The sequence below is a fragment of the Deltaproteobacteria bacterium genome (assembly GCA_016709225.1).
Classification (GTDB): Bacteria; Myxococcota_A; Polyangia; order Nannocystales; family Nannocystaceae; genus Xiheibacterium; species Xiheibacterium phototrophicum.
In genome coordinates this window covers 2781199-2799805 of sequence record JADJEE010000012.1, presented here as the reverse complement: position 1 = coordinate 2799805, position 18607 = coordinate 2781199, and the positions used below count along the sequence as shown (strand labels likewise).

Here is an 18607-nt window from a genome sequence, read left to right as displayed (position 1 = left end):
CTCACGTCGACCGACCGCCCGTGCGCGAGCTGGTGTCGCGCTCCCAGATCTTCTCTTGTCGCTTGCGCAGCTTCTCCTGCGCGCGCAGCTTGGCCAGGAACATCACGCCGAGATAGACCGGCGCGTGCGGCCACAGCCGCGGCGTGGTCGCGAGGATCCGCAGCGTCCGGCCGGCGCTGGTGTTGCCGTGTCGCAGCATCTCGGGGAACTTGTCGCGCAGCTCGTACTGCCCCGCGCGGGCGCGCGTGTTGATGAGCAACACGCCCGAGATCGTCCGCGGCGGGTGGATGGTGAAGGTCGCGGCCTTGGTCGTCCGGCGCTCGTTCGGCGACGCCACCAGCCGCGCGAACTCGTCGTCGGCGATGATGTCGGGGAAGCGATCGAAACGCGCGCGACCCTTCTTCGAAAAGGCGTAGACCCCCGAGCCGATCATGTTCTCGCGAAAGTACGGCAGGCTGGTCCACACCTTGTAGAACGAGCGCACCAGCGGCGAACGATCCTCGTAGGCGACCACCGCCTGCGGGGCAGCGACGACGAACTTGGAGTCGTCCCCGAGCAGCGCCGCGACCTCGCGGATCGCCTGGGCGGTGAGCTGCACGTCGGCGTCGACGTAGAAGCGCGGAAAGCCGGTGACGTGCTCGTCGCCGAGGTTGAGCGCGCCGATCTTCGAGCCCACCGGGGTCTCGACCACCTTCACCCGCGGCTCGAAGCGACGCGCCCTCGCGGCGGTGTCGTCCTTGCAGCCGTTGCAGACCACGACGATCTCGAACTCACCCTCGCGGGCGTCGGCCAACAGCGCCTTCAAGCAGCGCTCGATGACCTCGCCCTCGTTGTACGCGGGGATCACGATCGCGATCGGACTGCTCGATGGGGCCGCGGACACCGGCGGGGATGATGCCCTGGCGGCACGTCGCATGGGAAGCCCGCGGGCGGCGACGCGCCCCGGGCGTGGCGAGCAGCGGTGGCCTCACGCACGCGTGGCGGGCGAAGCCGCGCCCATCCACGACGCCCGCGCGCGCGCGCGTCGTGCCACGACCAGCTTGGCGCGACGGTGCAACGCGAGCACCACGAGCCCGACGAGCCCGATGAGCCCGAACGACGACCGCTCTGCGCGGCCGCTGTCGCAAGCGCAGCCGCCCCCGCCCTCGGACTCGCCGAAGCCGTCGGGCAAGCCGTCGTCACTGCTGCCGCCGGTCGTGCCCCCGCCGCCGCTGCTGGCCTCGCCGCCGTCGTCGCCCGTGCCGTCGCCGGTCGCGGCGCCGCCGGTGTCCTCCGCGCTGCAGTCCTCGTCGGTCGCACCGTCGCAATCGTCGTCGCGGTCGTTGCCGCAGACCTCCTCGACGATGCAGCGCGCCCGCGTGTCCACGGCACGCACGCTCTCGTAGTAGGTCTGTGCCTTCCAGCCGCTGTCGTCGCTCCACGCCGGGCCCACGATCGCGGTGTCGGCGAAGCCGTCACCGCGCGAGGTCCAGCAGCGCAGGCCCGCTGCCGCGCGAGCGCACAGATCGGCCATGCCGTCGCCATCGATGTCGGCGAAGCGAAGCGTCGAGAAGAAGCGGATCGAGCTCCAGCCGGTGTCGTCGGACAACGCCGGGCCCGCAAAGGCCTCGGCGAAGCCGTCGCCCTCGAAGGCGGCACAGCGCAGGCCCGCGTTGGCGCGCGCGCACAGGTCGAGATCGCCGTCGCCGTCGATGTCGGCGAAACGGATCGTCGAGTAGTTCGAGTAGTCCCACCAGCCGGAGTCATCGGCCCACACGGGCCCGAGGATCTCGGTGGCGAAGTCGGTGCCCGACGAGAGGTTGCAGTGGATGCCGTCGGCCGCGCGCGCGCACAGATCGGCCCGTCGATCGCCGTCGAGATCGACGAGACGAATCGTGCTCCAGTACTCGACCCGCGACCAACCCGCGTCGTCAGACCACGCCGGGCCGTCGATCGCGGCGCCGAAGCCATCGCCGGTCGACGGCCAGCAGCGCATGCCCGCAGTGGTGCGCGCACAGACGTCGACGCGGGCATCCGCGTCGATGTCGGCGGTGCGGATGGTCCCGTAGAGGCTCTCGGCATCGAAGCCCGCGTCGTCGCCGAGCTCCGGCAGCACGATGGCCTCGTCGGCGAAGCCATCGCCGCGGGAGCGCCAACACATCAGACCCGCCTTGGCGCGCGCGCACAGATCGTCGCGACCGTCACCGTCGATGTCGGCCAGGCGCAGGGTCGAGCCGTACTCGGGCTTCGACCAGCCCTGCTCGTCGCCGAGGGCCGGACCGGCGATCTCGGTGTCGAGCCCGACCCCCTGCGAGAGGAAGCAGCGCACGCCGGTGGCATCGCGCGCGCACAGATCGGCGCGGCCGTTGCCGTCGATGTCGCCCATCCGCAGGCTGCCGTAGCGGGTCGGATCGTCCCAACCGTCGTCGTCGGTCAGCGCAGGCCCGATGAGCTCGGTACCGAGGCCGTCGTCGGGCGCCGCAGCGTCGGCCGCCGAGAGCACGCACCGCACGCCCGCGGCCGCGCGCGCGCACACATCGTCGCGACCATCGCCATCGACATCGCTGGTGGTGCTGGCGTCGCTGAACTCGGCGTGGAGGTTCGACTCCTCCCAGCTGCGGTCGCACGACCCGGGCTCGCCGCTGCCGGTCGCGAACACACCGAGATGATTCCCGACCACCCGCTGCGAGCCATCCGAGGGCGAGTTCTGCACGCCCATGCCCTCGATCCACATCGTGCTCGAGCCACCGCCGTCGAGCATGCTGGCCTGGTACGCACCGAGGTCGACCATCAGCTCGCCGAGCTCGGCACAGGTCATGCCCACGCTGATGCCGCTGCGCCCGTCGACCACGACGAGCAGCAGCGTGCGACCGTCGGCCGTGACGCCGGCGGCGGTCCGTGGGTGGCGATTGATGCACAGCTCGAGATCGTCACCCTCGTAGGGCACGCCGTCCTCGACCAACGGCCGGCGCCCCGACACCAGCTCGCGCATCCATGGCTCGGGAGCCGCCAGCACCGGCGCGGGCGGCCACACCTCGACGCGTCCGCGGCCGAACGCCACGAAGCCGCTGCCGCTGGTGTCGGCGGTGTCGGCCCAGCGCTCGCCCGCACCGATGGCCATGCCGCTGGTGTGGTAGTCCTCGTAGGAGAAGAAGTCGCCGTTCACCGCCGCGTCGGCGCCGACCAGCCCGGCAAACGACGACACCGTGCGCTGGCGTTCCGCGCTCTTGGTCGCGCGGATCGACACGCCGTCGTGGCACAGATCGATCTCCATCGCGAAGATGCGATTGGGCGTGTTGACCGTCCGCTCGAGGTAGCGGATCCCCGGCTTCGGCGTCGTCCACGTGTCCGCGGCGCTCGCGTTCGACGCCGCCAACCACAGACTCCCCACCACGATGATTGCTCGTGTGCCCACCACCTCGCACGCTACGGCACACGCGAGCGCGGTCGCGATCCAGCGAATTGCGTAAGTTCGCGGCCGCTACGCGAATGCAGATCTGCCGGCCTCACAGGGCGCGGCGTCGACCTACGCGAGCAGCTCGCCGTCGCACCGAGCGTCGCCGCGATCACGGCGCGAGCGCCTGATCCAGCACCCCCCACAGCGGCCGATCGCGCGGCACCATGTCCTCGAGGAAGTACCACCAGAACCACCCGCCCACGAACGCCGGCTGCTCGATCTCCATGCCGTAGTACCGCTGTACGAACGCGGCCTTCGCGATCGGATCGAGCGTCCCGCACTCGCCGATCCCCAGCCGCGCGTTCGGGAACGCGGTCGCCAGTCGCTCGAACACCGCCGGCCAGTCGGGTTGCAGACCGTTGCAGTCGTCCTCGTAGTAGCTGACGAAGACATAGTCGAGCCCGTCGCGCATGGCGGCGGGCACGTTGTCCGCCTGCCAGGTGAACATCTCGTGCTCCGGCTGCGACCAGCAATCCTCGTTGTAGTAGAGCGTGAGCGCAGTCTGGCCGCCGGCGGCCCGCACCACGTCGAACGCGGCCTGCATCTTCTCGACGACATCGGCGGTCTGCGCCGCCGTGCACGACTCGGCATCGGGAGCGCACAGCCACTCGCCGTTGATCTCGTTGCCGACCTCCCAGATCGTGACGGTGTCGGCCATCGCGTCGACGTACTCCTGCGCGCGCATGCGGTACTGCGCGGGGCTGTACTGGGCGACGTAGTACGAGTCGAGGATCTCGCCCATCACGTCGCTGACGGTCGCAATCTCGACCACCGCGTCGACGTAGTCGCCCGCTGGCACGAACTCGTCGAACACGATCCGTGTGGTCGGGCGGTGGTGGAGCTGCGCGAGCGCGTCGACGATCTGGTCGAGCGGCTCGATCGCGTCGAGCGTGACGCCGTAGATCCGCGGGCTCGCGCCCGCACCGGTGCTGCCCGACGACGCATCGCCGCCTGGGTCCGTGTCCTTCGTCGCGGTCGCGCTCGCCGAGGTCGCAGCCGCGCTCGCGCTACCCACCGACGTGTCGGTGGTGCTGCCGTCCCCGGCCCCCTCGGCACCGTCGCTGCCGCATCCGACCACCGAACCCACTGCCGCCAGCGACGACACGAGCACCGCGGTGCACCACGGCGAGACATCGAGCGGCATGATTCGGGTGTACCGAACCCCCGTGGGGCTCGCAAACACCAACGCCCGAGCGGCCGAGAGCCGGTCCCGCCCTGATTGCGACGTTCGTGCACCCACCGGTATCCTGGCCGATGGCTGGAGGCTTGAAATCATGGACTTGCATCGCTCCCATCGCGCCCTTCGTGGACGTCACTTGCACGCCTGCGCGGGTGTTCTGCTCGGCTTGCTGTGCGGCGCCTCGATCGCCTGCGACGACGACGACGGCTCGACCTCGACCGCGACCTCGCAGGGCATGACCAGCGGCGGCAACCCGCAGTGCAGCAAGGACAGTGACTGCGGCACCGGCCAGATGTGCTCGGGTGGTGCGTGCGTCGATGCCTCGTGGGTCGTCGGGGGCGACGGCGCAGTGCTGCGCGTCGGCGGCGATGGCAGCAGCGAGTCCCACGAGCCGCTCGCGCCGGGTCTGTTCGCGATCGAATGCAACGGCGAGGCCGAGGCGTGGGTGGTCGGCGCGGCCGGCTATGTCGCGCGCACGAGCGATGGCGGCGCGCATTGGTCCACCGTCGCGACCGGCGTGCACGCCGATCTGCACGACGTCGAGGCCGACCACGGCGTCATGGTCAGCGCAGTGGGGACCGACGGCGTGTGGCTGGTCATCGACGACGCAGGCATGCGTTCGATCGACGGCGCGACGGGCTCGCTCGCCGGCGTCGCGATGGGGGCCGCGGGTCTGCTCGCGATCGCCGATGACGGCACCGTGTGGTCGGCCGAGCCCACCGCGGGCCTCGCCGTCGCCATCGCGACGCTCGACGGCACACCGCAGGCGATCGACCTCGCCCACGACGTCGCGCGTGGGGTCGCGGTCGGACGCGACGGTGCGCTGTGGTGGTCCGCCGACGGCGTGCAGTGGCGCGCCCTCGACAGCGGCACCCAGCACGATCTACACGCGGTGCAGATCGCCCGCGACGGCCGCGGCGCGATCGCAGTCGGTGCCGCGGGCACGATCGTGCGCGTCGACCTCGATGCCGACGCGCCGATCGTCACCCACGTCGAGCTGGCGACCGACGACCTGCGCGACATCCACCTCGACTGGCAGGGCCACGGCGCCGCCGTCGGCGACGCCGGAATCGTCGCGCTCACCGAGGATGCCGGCCTGAGCTTCGAGCTCGTCCACACCTCGCGCAGCGATCTCGTGGGCGTCGACGCGCTCGGGCCCGAGCACTGGTGACGCTTGATTTCCGGCGGCACTCGCCTTGACATCGAAGGCGTCGCCACGTAGCTTGAGCGTCGACCCCCGACGACGGGGTCGACGATGCGTGATTGAATCGACACCCTCTCGAGAGGGCATTTCGCTGGGGATCGTGCCCGACGCCATTTCGGCCGTTGGTGCGTGATTTCGGGTGATTTCGCAGCCTCCGGGGTCGTCGACACGCCTGCTGCTCGACTGCATCACCGCACGGTGGTGCATCGCGCTCTCGCACGCGTGACGTCGCACCGGCGGCGATGAGTCGCTCGGCGTCGCACACCTTTGGCGCGGTGCTCGGGGATCGCGATCCGAATGTTCACACCTCGCCCCCCGCTGGCGCGTCGCGTCGGTTCGGGTCGAGCTCGTGCACGCGTGCGCGAGCTCGACCACGACGGCGCGGCGCTGCCTTGGGGGCTGCTTTCATCCGGAGGATTCCATGCCGAGCAAGTCCATTTCGATCGTCACCACGCCGTCCATTCTTACCGCCACCGAGCCCACCCGACCGACGACACCACAGCCGGCGAGCACGCCCGCGACGACGCACGCTGCACCGCCGCGCAACACCTCGCCCAAGCGGCACCAGCACGCGCATCCGTCGGCGCACGCCCGACGGCTGCCGAACTCGCGACATCGCGGGTGACCCGAGCGCGCCCTCGGGTCCGTCGAAGCCGGCGGGCCCGGGGTGCGGCGCCCTACGACTGCGCTTCGCGGGTGAACGCACCGCGCGACGCCGCGGCCGCGAACGCGAGCACCGCCACGCAACCCGGCAGCAGCAGGCCCCGCGCCAGCACGTGCCAGCCCTCGACGACCACGCACGCCAGCAGGAACAACCATCGATCGCGCGGTCGCAGTCGCGGCGACAGCCATGCGGCGGCGAGCCCGAGCGCGACGAAGTACAGCAGGGTCGGCACGCTGGCCCATGCGCCGACCGGCAGCTCGCCGCGGCCGTGCGCGAGCTCGCCGAGCCACGCCAGCCAGCCACCGTCCTCGAGCTGCTCGAGCGCGGGCGCCGCGGCGACGGCGATGCCCACCCACCGCGCGGCCGCGCGACGTTCCCGGGCGAGCATGCGATCGGCGAGCGCGTCCACGTCCGCACGAGCATAGCTCGCGAGCACCGGCACGCGAGGTACTAGCGCCCGCGCGCGTGCTCGGCGTCGATCGACTCGCGAACCGCGTCGGCCAGACGCGCGGTCTCGGTCGGCGTGTAGTGCTGCCGACGCACCGCCTCGCGACCATGCGCCGCCATCGCCTCGAGCTGCGCCGGCGAGGCCGCCAACACCTCGGCGATCGCGTCGGTGATCGCCGCCTTCGAGCCGGCCGGAATCAACCACCCGTTCTCGCGCTGCACCACCAGCTCGGGGATGCCCGCGATGTACGTCGTCAGCACCGGGCGCCCCAGCGCGAACGCCTCCATGATCACCATCGGCAGGCCCTCGGCGAAGCTCGGCAGCACCAGCGCACGCGAGGCCAGGATCTCCTGGCGGACCTGCTCACCGCTGATCCAGCCGGTGATCCGCAAGCGATCGCCCAGACCACGCTCGCTCGCGATGCGCTCGATCTCGCCGCGCATCTCGCCGTCGCCGGCGAGCACGAGCTTGGCGTCGAGGCCCCGATCGATTGCGTCGGCGAAGGCTTCGACCAGCAGGATCTGGCCCTTCTGCGGCGACAGCCGCCCCACGCACACCAGCGTCTTGCTGGTGGGATCGATGGGCCTGGCCTCGCGGAAGAACTCATCGCCGACCGTGCAGTGGACCACGCGGATCTTGTCCCAGTGCTCGTGCGAGACCCATCGCCGCAGCTGTGCGGCGCAGTAGTTGGTGATCGCGACCACGAAGGCGGCGTCCTCGATCTTCGGCCCGAGCTTGAGCCCGAGCGGCGCGTCGAGCTCGTCGGGGCCGTGCACGGTGAAGGAGTACGGCGGCCCCCCCATCGCGCGGGTGATCTGCGCGACCGCGGCGGGGTTGGTGCCGAAGTGCACGTGCACGTGCTCGATGCCGCGCCGCTGCAGCTCGTCGACCAGCATCATCGCCTCGACCAGGTAGGCGGCGTGCACCGGCAGGCCGCGCTGACTCTTGCGTCCGAGCTCGATGGCCTTGCGCACGCCCGCGAGGGTCTCGCGCGGATGCATCAACGCGCGCTTGGCCATGACCTTGAGGAACGTCGCCTTGCCCTGCGACAGCAGACGAAAGGTCTTGCCGTCCTCGCGCGCGTCGTCGGGATCGACGATGTCATAGGGCGTGTGACGGATCGCGAAGCGGGCAATCTCTCCGACCTGTCGCTCGAGCTCCACCAGCTCGCGACGGATGAACGTGTGGCTGACCGAGGGGTACGTGGTCGTGAGGTACGCGATGCGCAAGGTCGTCGACTCCGGCGTGGAGCACAGATGATGCTCGCCGACATGGGCGCTTGGGAAGTGTGGTATCCATCGAGGCGGCGAGGTGTTGCGATGATCGAGAGCGCGCGTCGACCCCAACCGCTGCGCGAGGCCTCCTGCTTCGCGCAGGCGTGGTTGCTCACCCTCGGCCTCGGCGCCTGCGACAAGCAGCCCGAAGGCGCCGCCGAGCTGCCGGAGCGACTGCGCGGATCGTGGGGCCAGAACGATGCCCAGGTACACCTCGAGACCATCGGGCTCGAGCTCGACGCGACCAGCCTGAAGCTCGGTGAGCTCACGCTGACCATCAAGGCCGGCAAGGCGATGGGCGTCGACGACTACCAGGTCGACGAAGCCGAGGCATCGTGGACCAAGGCCGGCAAGGCGCCCAAGCCGTGCAAGGGCACGCTCTCGCGGCAGGGCAACACGTTGATGGTGAAGCTCTACAAGCAGGGCACCGAGGAGCGCTGCGAGCCGGTGCTCGACGGCGACTGGAACGCGTGGAACGTGCTCACCGAGATCCCCGAGTCGCATCGCGGCACCTTCGGTGGTGATGCTCGCTCCGCCGACGCCGACATCGGCCTGCGGGTCGCCGCCGACGGCATCGGCTTCACCGACAGCGACGACCGCGTGATCGTGAGCTCGATCGTGCAGCCAGCCGCGACACCCGACACGCTGATCGTGCGTAGCTCGAAGCGTGGCGACGCCGCCTGCACCGGTCGCATCGTCAAGGACGCCGAGAAGCTGCGCCTCGACCTCACGCCCAGCGGCGACCCCGGCACGGCCGAGTGTCCGCACGGCACCGGCGTGCTCTGGACGGTCGACGCCAAGCACCTGCCGACCGGCACGTTCGACAACGGCCAGGTCACGATCGCCGTGAAGGATGGCCGCGTGATCCTCACCGACAAGGAGGGCCTGCGCTGTGAGCAGGAGATCCTCCGCACCTCGGAGCGCAGCGTGACCGGCAGCCACGACGGCATCCCCGTGACCGGCGGCGTGGTGATGGTGCTGGCGCGGGCGACCCCGGCCGCCGGCCGCGAGGTCTGTGATCGCCGCCAGCACAACATCGCGCCGACGCTGTGTGCAGAGCGACTCGGCATGCCGTGCGAGCAGGCGCTCGTCGACGAGTTCGTGTTCGACGAGATCGAGTGTCCACGCCAGCTCATCGTCGGCGACGCCATGACCGGTGGCCACAAGGCCGCACTGCTGCCCGCCAAGACCGGCATGCTCGCGTGCTGGGACATGAGCGGCGTCTTCGCGGTGAAGTAGCCGCACGCGGTTCATCGAGCGCCGGCGTGCGCCGCCTGGCGTCGCGTCAGCGCCGGGGGCCCGACGCGCGCCACAGCTGCGTGAGCCCGCGTGCGCACGCCTCGACGCCGAGCGTCACCAGCGGCAGGCCGAACAGCGTGAAGATCGCAGAGGACAGCAGCCCGCCGATGACGCACCGCGCGAGCGGGAAGTAGAACAGGCCGCCGACCGCCGATCCGCCCATCGCCATCGGCACCAGCCCCAGCACGGTCGTCGTCGCGGTCATGAGAATCGGACGCAGGCGCTCGCGACCGGCAGTGACGAACGCCGCGTCGCCCATGACACCCTCGGCACGCAGCGCGTTGACCCGATCGAGCAGCACGACGCCGTTGTTGACGACCACACCCATGAGGATCAGCAGGCCGATCTGCGCCATCAGGTTCAGCGGCGTGTCGGTCGCAGCGAGCATCCACGCCGCGCCGGGCAGCGCGAAGATGATCGACGTGAGGATCGCGACCGGCTGCGACAGCGACTCGAACAGCGACGCGAGCACCAGGTACACCAACACCAGCGCGAGCAGGAAGTTGACGCCCATCTCCTGGTTCTGGTCGTCGCGCTCGAGCGTCCGCGCGTCCCACGACCAGCCGTAGCCCAGCGGCAGCGGCAGCTGGTTCATGCGCGCCTCGATGCGCGCGCGCGCGGCCTCCCAGTCTTCGCCGTCGTAGTTGGCGGTGAGCTCGAGGTTGCCCTGGCGGTTCTCGCGGACGATCTGCCGCTCGCTGCGGACCGTGGTCAGCTCGGCGACGTCGGCCAGGCGCACCGGCACCGTCGCGCCGCCATCGGCATCGCGGCCCGTGAAGGCGATCTTGCGGAGGTCGCGGATGCCCGCGCGGTCCTCGATGCGCAGCGCGAGCCAGCTGTCGACCTCGCGTCCGCCCTCGCGGAAGCGCGGTAGCGGCATGCCACCCAAGGTGAACCCGAACGCATCCGCGGCATCCTTGGCGCTGATGCCCAGCCGCTGCGCACGCTCACGATCGATGCGAACCTCGACCTCGTCGCGGCGCTGCTGCGAGCTGCTGCGCACATCGGCGACCCCGGGCTCGGCGCGCAGCAACGCTTCGACCTGCGCGCCATTGCGATCGAGCACCTCGGAGTCGCGGCCGAACAGCTGGATCGAGAAGCGTGTGCCGTCGTCGCTCGCCTCGGACTCCTGCTCGAACGCGATGTCGACCCCCGGTACCCGCGGCAGCTGCTCACGGATGCGGCCGCGCAGCTGCTTGATCGCTTCGTCGCCGAGATCGCGGCGCGCGAGCACGATCACGGTGGCGGCCTCGTTCTCGGCATACCAGCTGTAGATCTCGCCGACAGCAAAGTCCTCGGCGTTGGCGTCGAGGTAGGCCTCGACCTGCTCGACGACCTGTTCGGCCTGGTACTTGTAGTGGAAGTCGTCGAAGCGATAGCGCAGGAACAACCGCTCGTTGACGGTGGCGGAGAACGGCTCGGCGCGCACGCGCTGGGTGACCAGCGGCAACGCGCCCGCGGCCAGGCCCAACAAGATCAGCACCGCTGCGATCACGCGGTGCCGCAGCGTCCAGGCCAGCAGCCGGGCGTAGCGCGACTCGACCCAGCCGCCGCCCTCGCGGGCGGGTCGTCGTCGCGTACGGCCGGTGCGCGCCGCCACCAGCGGGATCAACGTGAGCGACGACAGCAGCGAGCACGCGAGCGCCAGCGAGATCGTGACGCCGACCTCGCGCAGCCACACCGTCAGCTCGGTGGTGCTGCCGAGCACGAGCGGCAGGAACACGATCAGCGTCGTCAGCGTCGAGGCCACGACCGCCATCGTCACGGAGCGCGCGCCGTGTTCGGCCGCGCTGCGCGGATCGAGCTCGTGCTCGCGCCGGCGGTCGATCGCCTCGAGCACGACGATCGCATTGTCGACGAGCATGCCGACCGCGAGCATCAAGCCCATCATGGACAGCAGGTTGAGGCTCTTACCCATGAACCACAGCACGCCGCACGTGGCGATGACCGAGAACGGAATCGACAGCGCGACGATGGCGGTGGAATCGAGCCGTCGCAGGAACACGTAGAGACACAACACCGCGAAGAAGGCTCCGATGGTGCCGGAGCTGCGCAGCCCGTCGATGCCCGCGCGGATGTGGTCGGCCTGGTTCTCCCACACGAACAGCTCGATGCCGTCGAGCTGGGGGTCGGCGCCGAGGTCCTGCTCGATGGTCGAGATGACGCCGTCGACCACCTCGACGGTGTTGGCCGTCGACTCCTTGAACACGCGCAGGCCCACCGCATACTCGCGGTCGAGGTGACGGCCGTAGGCGATCGGCGGCTCCTCGTAGCGAACCTCGGCGACATCGCGCAGGCGCAGCGCGCCGATGCCGATCGGCATCTGCGCCAATTCTTCGAGGCTCTCGAAGTCACCGAGCCCGCGGGCGATCCACCGCTGACCGCCGTCGTGCACCGGCCCCAGCACCACCTCCGCGCGCGCCTGCTGCAGCCGCTGCAGCAGCGCCGAGACGTCGACGGAGTGCTCGCGGATGCGCTCGCGCACCAGGTCGACGTAGACCACCCGCGGCAGCACGCCATCGAGCTCGACCCGCGCGACCCCCGGCAGCCGCCGCAGTGGATCGAGCACGTGGGCCTCGAGGAGCGGATAGCTCGCCGACAGATCGACACCCGGCGCCGAGATCCGCGCCTCGACCACCGGGATGTCGGCAGTGTTGAACGAGAACACCGCGATCTCCTGAACGCCCTTGGGCAGCTTCGGTCGCACGAGATCGAGCTTCTCGTCGACCTGCATGCGCACGACGTCGAGCGACTGTCCCCACTGCAGCTCGAGCACCACGGTCGCGTCGTCGGCGGTCGAGGTCGAGCGCAGGCGCTTGATGCCCGGCAGGGTCGCGAGCGCCTCCTCGACCGGTTCGGCGATCTGCTTGGCGATCTGTGCCGGGCTCGACTCGGGCTGGCGGATCTCGACCGCGATGAACGGCACGTCGATCTCCGGCAGGAACGCCAACGGCAGCCGCGACAGCGCAATGCTGCCGATGAGCAGCACGCTGGCCAGCGCCATCAGCACCGTCACCGGCCGCTGCACCGCGAGCCGCACGAGGTTCATGGGGCTCCGCCGCCGCGATCGCGGTCGTCCGAGCGGCCGCGGTAGACCAGCAGATAGATCGTCGGGATCACGACCAGCGTCAACGCGGTCGCGATGGTGAGGCCGCCGATCACCGCGATCGCGAGTGCGCGACGCAGCTCGGCGCCGGCTCCCAGCCCCAGCGCCATCGGAGCGAGGCCGAGGATCGTGGTGATCGAGGTCATGAGGATCGGCCGCAGACGCTCGTGGCCGGCCGCGATCACGGCGGCGTGGGTGGTCGAGCCGACCCGCCGTCGATTGATCGCGTCGACCAGCACGATCGCGTTGTTGACCACGATGCCGGCCAGCATCACGCAGCCGATCAGCGAGATCACGCTGATGCTGCTGCCGGTGGCCCACAGCGCCGCGACGACCCCGACCGCACCCAGGGGCAGCGTGAACATCACGATGAGCGGCTGCAGCAGCGACTCGAACTGCGAGGCCATCACCACGTAGACGAGGAACGCGGCCAGCGCGAGCGCGAGCAAGAGCGCCTGGATCGCGCGGCCGATCTCCTCGTCTTGGCCCGCCAGCCGCACCCGCACCCCGGGGATCGGCGGCAACTCGGCGAGCTCGGCCTCGATCTCACGCGCGACCGCCCCCATGTCGCGGCCATCGAGCTCGGCGTCGACGATCGCCGCCCGGGACTGCGCCACGCGCTCGATGCTGGTCGGCCCGCGCGCGAGCGTGACCTCGGCGACCTCCGACAGCCGCACCGGTGCCGCACCGACGCTACCGACGATCAGCGCCGGCAGGTCCGCCAGCTCGGCATGCTCGCGGGAGAGCGCCCGCACGCGCACATCGATGTCGCGGTCGCGCTCGCGCAGCTTGGTCGAGACCTCCCCCTGCAGCTTGCGCCGCACGGTCGCTGCCACGCCCTCGACGGTGAGCCCGCGCGCCAGAATGCGCTCGCGATCGAAGCGCACCTGCACCTCGGGCACGCCGGACTCGGCCGACGAGCGCACCTCGACCAGGCCGTCGATCCCGAGCAGCACGCGCTGCACCGCCGCCGCAGCGTCGGACAGCGCGGTGAGATCGTCGCCGGTGATCTCGACCTCGACCGGCCGATGCAGGCTGAACACCGCCGGCCGCACCGCACGGTGACGAGCCACGCCCAGCGTCTGCAGGCGCGCCCGCACGGCCTCGGCGATCGCGGCCTCGTCGGCGGCGTCGCTGCCCGCGGCCATGCGGATCTGGATCGCACCGACATGCTCACCCTGCGCCCCGGTGCCCCCGGTGCCGTTGGCTCCGCGGCCCGCGATGGTGGCGAGCTGCTCGATGCGCGGGTCCTCGACCAAGTCGGCGGCCGCGGCCTGCAGCGTGCGATCGGTGGCGGCCAGCGGCGTGCCCGCGGGCATCTCGACCACGAACGAGAGCTCGCCCTGGGACAACGGCGGCACCAGATCGACGCCGAGTCGATCGAGGCCGCCGAGCGCGGCGACGAACGCCAGCGTGGCCGCGCCGAGCACGGTGGCGGGTCGGCGCAGCGCGCTGCGCAGCAGCCGAGGGTAGCCGTCGTCGACGCCCCGCAGCACGCGATCGGAGGCGTGCGCGATCGGACGCAGCAGCCAGCTCACCGCGCCGACCACCAGTGCCAGCGCACGGCGCAGCAGCCACAACGGCGCTGCGATGACCCGCGCGACGCGGCCGATCGGCTCGCTCGGCGCGCCCTCCAGCGCGACCATCATGGGGATCAGCGTCAGCGACACCCCGAGCGACACCAGCAGCGAGAAGCACACCGTCACCGCCATGTCGCGGAACAGCTGCGCGGCAATGCCATCGAGGAACACCACCGGCACGAACACGGCGACCGTCGTGAGCGTCGACGCGATCACGGCACCACCGACCTCACCTGCGCCGACCCGCGCGGCCTCGATCGCCGGCGTGCCACGCTCGCGGTGGCGGTGGATCGCCTCGAGCACGACGATGGCGTTGTCGACCAACATGCCCACGCCCAGCGCGAGGCCGCCCAGTGACATCACGTTGAGGGTGGTGCCGGTCTCGTACATCAGGAAGAACGTGCCGACCGCCGAGATCGGGATCGCGGTCGCGATCACCAGCGTGCTGCGCAGGTCGCGGAGGAAGACCAGCAGCACCAGCACCGCCAGCGCGCCGCCCCACACCGCGCTGCCGAGCACCTCGTCGACCGCAGCGCGGATGAAGGTCGACTGGTCGGCGGCGATCGTGAGCGTGGTGCCCTCGGGCAGCCGCGCGCGCACCTGCTCGAGCCGCTGGTGCAGCGCCTGCGCGACCTGGGGGGTGTTGGCGTCGCCTTCCTTGTAGATCGCGAGCTCGATGCCCTCGGCGGTGCCGATGCGCGTGATGGTCTCGCGCTCGCGATGGGTGCGTCGCACGTCGGCGACGTCGCCGACGGTCACACGATGGCGATCGCGCTCGACCAACACGGTCGCACGAACTTCCTCGACATCGGCGAGCCGGTTGCGCGCACGCACGAGGTAGCGAGCCTCCCGCTCGTACAGGCTGCCACCGGCCTGATCGACGTTGGCCTTGGCGAGCTGGTTGATGACCTCGTCGATGCCGAGCCCGACCAGCGCCAGTCGACCTTCGTCGAGCTCGATCTCGACCTCGGGCTCGTAGCCGCCCCGCACCTCGATGGCCGCCACACCCTCGGTGGACTCGAGGTCTTTCTCGACCACATCCTCCGCCAGCCGTCGCAGGCCGTACAGCTCGCCGCCGTGCACGAACAGCCGCATGATCGGCTCGGCGGCCGGATCGAAGCGCAGCAGCGTGGGCGGCTCGGTGCCGGTCGGGAGTCGCAGTCGCTCGAGCTTCTCGCGCACGTCGATCGCGGCGAAATCCATGTCGCGATCCCACGCGAGCTCGAGCGTGACCTGCGAGAGCCCCGCGCTGCTGGTCGAGCGCACCCGCCGGACCCCGGCGACGACACCGACGCGCTCCTCGATCGGACGACTGAGCAGGTCTTCGATCTCGCCGGGCGCCGCACCCGCGAGCTTGGTCTCGATGGTGATGCTCGGGTAGCTCACCTCGGGCAGCAGGCCGACGCGCAGCCGCGTGAACGCGACCAGGCCGAACAACACCAGCGCGACGGTGATCATCGCCACGGTCACGCGACGACGCAGTGCGAGCTCGACCAGCCCCATCGGAACTACTCGGCGTCCCCGCGACCGAACGGCCGCACCTGCACGTCCTCGCCGTCGCGCAGCGCGCCCTGGCCGGCGAGCACGACCAGCTCCCCTGGTGCGAGCCCCTCGAGCACTGCGACGCGCGATCGTTGCTCGGTGCCGAGCTTCAGCTCGCGGCGATGCGCGACGCCATCCTCGACCACATAGACGACCGCGCCGCTGGCCTCGCGCACGATCGCCTCGCGGGGGATCCACGTGGCCGCATCGTCGCGCTCGCGCTCGATGCGGATGCCGACGAAGCTGCCCGAGCGGACCTGCGGTGGCGGCTGCGTCACCTCGATGACGACCTCGACGGTGCCGCTGCGGACGTCGACCACCTCGGCGACGCGTCGAACCACGCCCTGCAGCTGCACCGCGGCGTCGGCTTGCAGCGTGAGCTCGGCGATGCGACCGGGCGCGAGCTGCAGCGCGTCGCGCTCGGGGATCTGGATGCGCGCGACCAGGACCGCGAAGTCGGTCAGATCGACGATCGCCTCGCCGGTGCGAACCCAGCGTCCGGCCACGACGTGGCGCTTGGTCACGCGGCCGGGGATCGGCGCCCGCACGCGCGTGCGCGAGAGCTGCCACTGCGCGCTCGACAGCTCCTGGCTCGCGCTCTGCCGGGCATTGTCGAGCTTCTCGAGCTCCTCGGCCGCGAGCAGCTGCTGACGCGCGAGCTTGTCGGCGCGGTCGTGGGTCGCCTTCGCGCCGCCGACCTTGATCTTCGCGGCGGCGATCGCCTGCTTGGCGTTGCGACCATCGAGCACCCCGACCAGCTGCCCGGCCTCGACATCGTCACCCTCGTCGACCTCGAGCTCGAGCAACCGACCATCGAGCTCGGCGACCACCGTGACCTGCCGCTCGGCCACGAGGTTGGCGGTGGCCTCGATCGAGCTCGCGATCGGGCCCACCTGGGCCGCGAACGCGTCGACCAGGGCGGGCTCGTCGTGGCGCGACGAGGCTGCACTGGCGGTCTCCTGGCCGACGCATCCCGCGTGCAGGGCGAGCCACAGCGCGCTCGCCCCGACGACCCCCCACGGCGCGCGTCGCATGGCCATCATTCGAGGTAGTCGTAGACCCAGCCGGTTGGATCGAAGTTCCAAGGTCGCCCCGTACCGAGGCGAGCCCCGGATTCGTCCCGTGCGCGTGCAGGTATCCACAGACCCGCGGGTTGGGTTGGCTGCGCAACCATCCCACTCGATTGTCACGGACCGGGCTGCCCGTCACTGATCGTTCGCGCACGAGGGGGTGAGCCCCGGTACCGGCGGGGGCGGCTCGACGTGCCGCGGGGCCGGCGGATCAGGGTGTGCAGTCGCTGAGCATGTCGTCGACCGAAAGCGACGGGCCCGCCGGGACGCCGTCGATCGCCAGGTACACCGAATACGGTGCGCCGTTGGTACAGCCCGAGCCCGAAGCCTGCACGATCGAGATCTCGTAGGTGCCGTCGACATCGGCGGTGAAGAGCGCCTGCGGGCACGCGCCGCCGGTCCACGTCGTGTCGGTGCACGCGAGATCGTCGTCCTGCCAGGCGAGCGCGCCGCTGGGCGAGCGCACCTGCAGCGCGACGTCGGCCCAGATGCCGCCCTGCATGCCGGCCTCGCCGATGTTGTCCGCGCGCACGTAGAGGCACTGCCCGACCGCGAGGTCGACCGTGTAGATGTCCTCGTAGAAGATCGAATAGTCGGCCACCGCGGCATCGCACGCCAGCGTGCCGTAGGTCGGTGCGCCATCGACCGCAGCGGCACAGGCGCCCAGGGTGGTCGGCGCGTGGTCGCAGATCGCCGGTACCACCACGCCACCCGTGGTGGTGGCGGTGTCGTCGGTGGTGGCGTCGGTGCCGGTGCCGGTGGTGTCGACGCTCGTGGTCGCGGTGGTGTCGTCGCCGGTCATCGCGGTCGTACTCGCGCTCGCGCTCCCGCTCGCGCTCGCCGTCGCGCTCGCCGACGCGCCCGTGCCGGACTCGCTCGCCGAGGTGTTGCCGGTGTCGCTGCCGCCGTCGTTGCCGTCGCCCGACTTCGTGGGGTCGAAGCACGCCGTAACCGCGAAGGAGAGCAGGACCAAGGCGCGACGCATCGAGCGGTAGCGTACTCCACACCGGTGGCGTTCGGCATCGGGACGGGGCAACCCCAGGCCACGCGCGACGCTCGGCAACGCAGGCAACGCCCTCGCGAGCGCGCTACGGCGCGACCGCGAAGACCTTCGACGCCTCGGCCTCGCCGTACGCATGGGCGACGTCGACGTCGCTCAACGTCGTGATGGTCCGATCGCCGCCGAGCTCGCGCACCTCGATGCGCTCGACCTTCGCGCCGCGGCCCTTCAAGATGATCGACTCCACCAGCTTTGTCGCCGGCTCGGTGCGGGGTCGCAGCGCGAGCACCCACGCCTGCGGCTCTCCGTCGGCGCCACCACTGAAGCCGATCGCCCACGTCCGCTCGATGGTGGCGACGTCGCCCGCGAGCACGTGCAAGAAGCTCTCGACGAACAGCGCGACGACGGGGTTGCTGGCGAGGTCGACCTCGTCGCGCCCGTAGGCGTCGGCGAAGCGCAGGCGGCCGTCGGCAACCACGGTACGCGCGCGGGCCGGCTCGAGCTGGTGCTTCGCGAGCCGGTCAGTGGGCGCGAAGTGCATGGTGCCGGTCGACACCAGCGGCACCGCGAGCAGGGCCATGTGCTGTTCCTCGCGGTACTTCGCGCGCACACCCGGCACCGCGCGCAGCTGTGCGAGCAGCTCGTCGCGGGTGATCACCGAGACGGCCTCGACGGCCGCGGGACCATCGGCGGAGGCCGCCCCGGTCGCACCCGGCAGCAGTGCGGCCGCCATCACGAGGGACATCACTCGCATCGTTCGAGCACGAGCCTAGCGAAGATCGCACGGTCGCGCACGCGCCCGCT

General features: G+C 70.9%; 13 protein-coding genes. 2 read left to right on the top strand and 11 right to left on the bottom strand.

Annotation, left to right across the window (positions count from 1 at the left end):
• Position 1: 1 nt before the first annotated feature.
• The 3 genes from IPH07_36595 to IPH07_36585 all read right to left on the bottom strand — a co-directional run bounded on the left by IPH07_36595 (position 2) and on the right by IPH07_36585 (position 4580).
• Positions 2-883 carry a glycosyltransferase gene (locus IPH07_36595; GenBank protein ID MBK6922965.1) on the bottom strand — a complete coding sequence of 294 codons (882 nt, stop codon included), beginning with the start codon at positions 881-883 and terminating at the stop codon, positions 2-4.
• Positions 884-967: 84 nt separating this feature from the next.
• Entirely contained in the window at positions 968-3394 is a 2427-nt protein-coding gene (locus IPH07_36590; GenBank protein MBK6922964.1) for a phosphodiester glycosidase family protein, read from the bottom strand.
• Between the two features lie 151 nt (positions 3395-3545).
• Positions 3546-4580: a hypothetical protein gene (locus IPH07_36585; protein MBK6922963.1), complete on the bottom strand. Its 1035-nt coding sequence runs from the start codon at positions 4578-4580 to the stop codon at positions 3546-3548.
• Between the two features lie 130 nt (positions 4581-4710).
• On the opposite strand from IPH07_36585, the gene IPH07_36580 reads away from it, so the two are divergent.
• Positions 4711-5787: a hypothetical protein gene (locus IPH07_36580; protein MBK6922962.1), complete on the top strand. Its 1077-nt coding sequence runs from the start codon at positions 4711-4713 to the stop codon at positions 5785-5787.
• Between the two features lie 438 nt (positions 5788-6225).
• Here the strand turns inward: IPH07_36580 and IPH07_36575 are convergent, their stop codons facing one another.
• The 3 genes from IPH07_36575 to IPH07_36565 form a co-directional block, all read right to left on the bottom strand.
• Positions 6226-6378, bottom strand: coding sequence for a hypothetical protein (locus tag IPH07_36575; protein MBK6922961.1), 153 nt, complete (start codon positions 6376-6378; stop codon positions 6226-6228).
• 119 nt (positions 6379-6497) lie between these two features.
• The gene (locus IPH07_36570) at positions 6498-6893 is read right to left on the bottom strand and encodes a hypothetical protein (protein MBK6922960.1); all 396 of its coding nucleotides are present in this window, start codon (positions 6891-6893) and stop codon (positions 6498-6500) included.
• A gap of 41 nt (positions 6894-6934) precedes the next feature.
• A complete protein-coding gene (locus tag IPH07_36565) occupies positions 6935-8161 on the bottom strand; it encodes a glycosyltransferase family 4 protein (protein ID MBK6922959.1) in 1227 nt (408 codons plus the stop codon).
• 90 nt (positions 8162-8251) lie between these two features.
• Here IPH07_36565 and IPH07_36560 point away from each other — a divergent pair, with 90 nt between their 5' ends.
• Positions 8252-9445 (top strand): hypothetical protein, encoded by a 1194-nt coding sequence (locus tag IPH07_36560; protein MBK6922958.1) that lies wholly within the window; start codon positions 8252-8254, stop codon positions 9443-9445.
• A 46-nt stretch (positions 9446-9491) separates the two neighbouring features.
• Here the strand turns inward: IPH07_36560 and IPH07_36555 are convergent, their stop codons facing one another.
• The 5 genes from IPH07_36555 to IPH07_36535 form a co-directional block, all read right to left on the bottom strand.
• Positions 9492-12554 carry an efflux RND transporter permease subunit gene (locus IPH07_36555; GenBank protein ID MBK6922957.1) on the bottom strand — a complete coding sequence of 1021 codons (3063 nt, stop codon included), beginning with the start codon at positions 12552-12554 and terminating at the stop codon, positions 9492-9494.
• A complete protein-coding gene (locus IPH07_36550) occupies positions 12551-15694 on the bottom strand; it encodes an efflux RND transporter permease subunit (GenBank protein MBK6922956.1) in 3144 nt (1047 codons plus the stop codon). The genes IPH07_36555 and IPH07_36550 overlap by 4 nt, the downstream gene beginning before the upstream one ends.
• 5 nt (positions 15695-15699) lie before the next feature.
• The gene (locus tag IPH07_36545) at positions 15700-16767 is read right to left on the bottom strand and encodes an efflux RND transporter periplasmic adaptor subunit (GenBank protein ID MBK6922955.1); all 1068 of its coding nucleotides are present in this window, start codon (positions 16765-16767) and stop codon (positions 15700-15702) included.
• A 247-nt stretch (positions 16768-17014) separates the two neighbouring features.
• Entirely contained in the window at positions 17015-17788 is a 774-nt protein-coding gene (locus IPH07_36540) for a hypothetical protein (GenBank protein ID MBK6922954.1), read from the bottom strand.
• 103 nt (positions 17789-17891) lie between these two features.
• Positions 17892-18557, bottom strand: coding sequence for an outer membrane lipoprotein carrier protein LolA (locus IPH07_36535; GenBank protein ID MBK6922953.1), 666 nt, complete (start codon positions 18555-18557; stop codon positions 17892-17894).
• Positions 18558-18607: the final 50 nt, after the last annotated feature.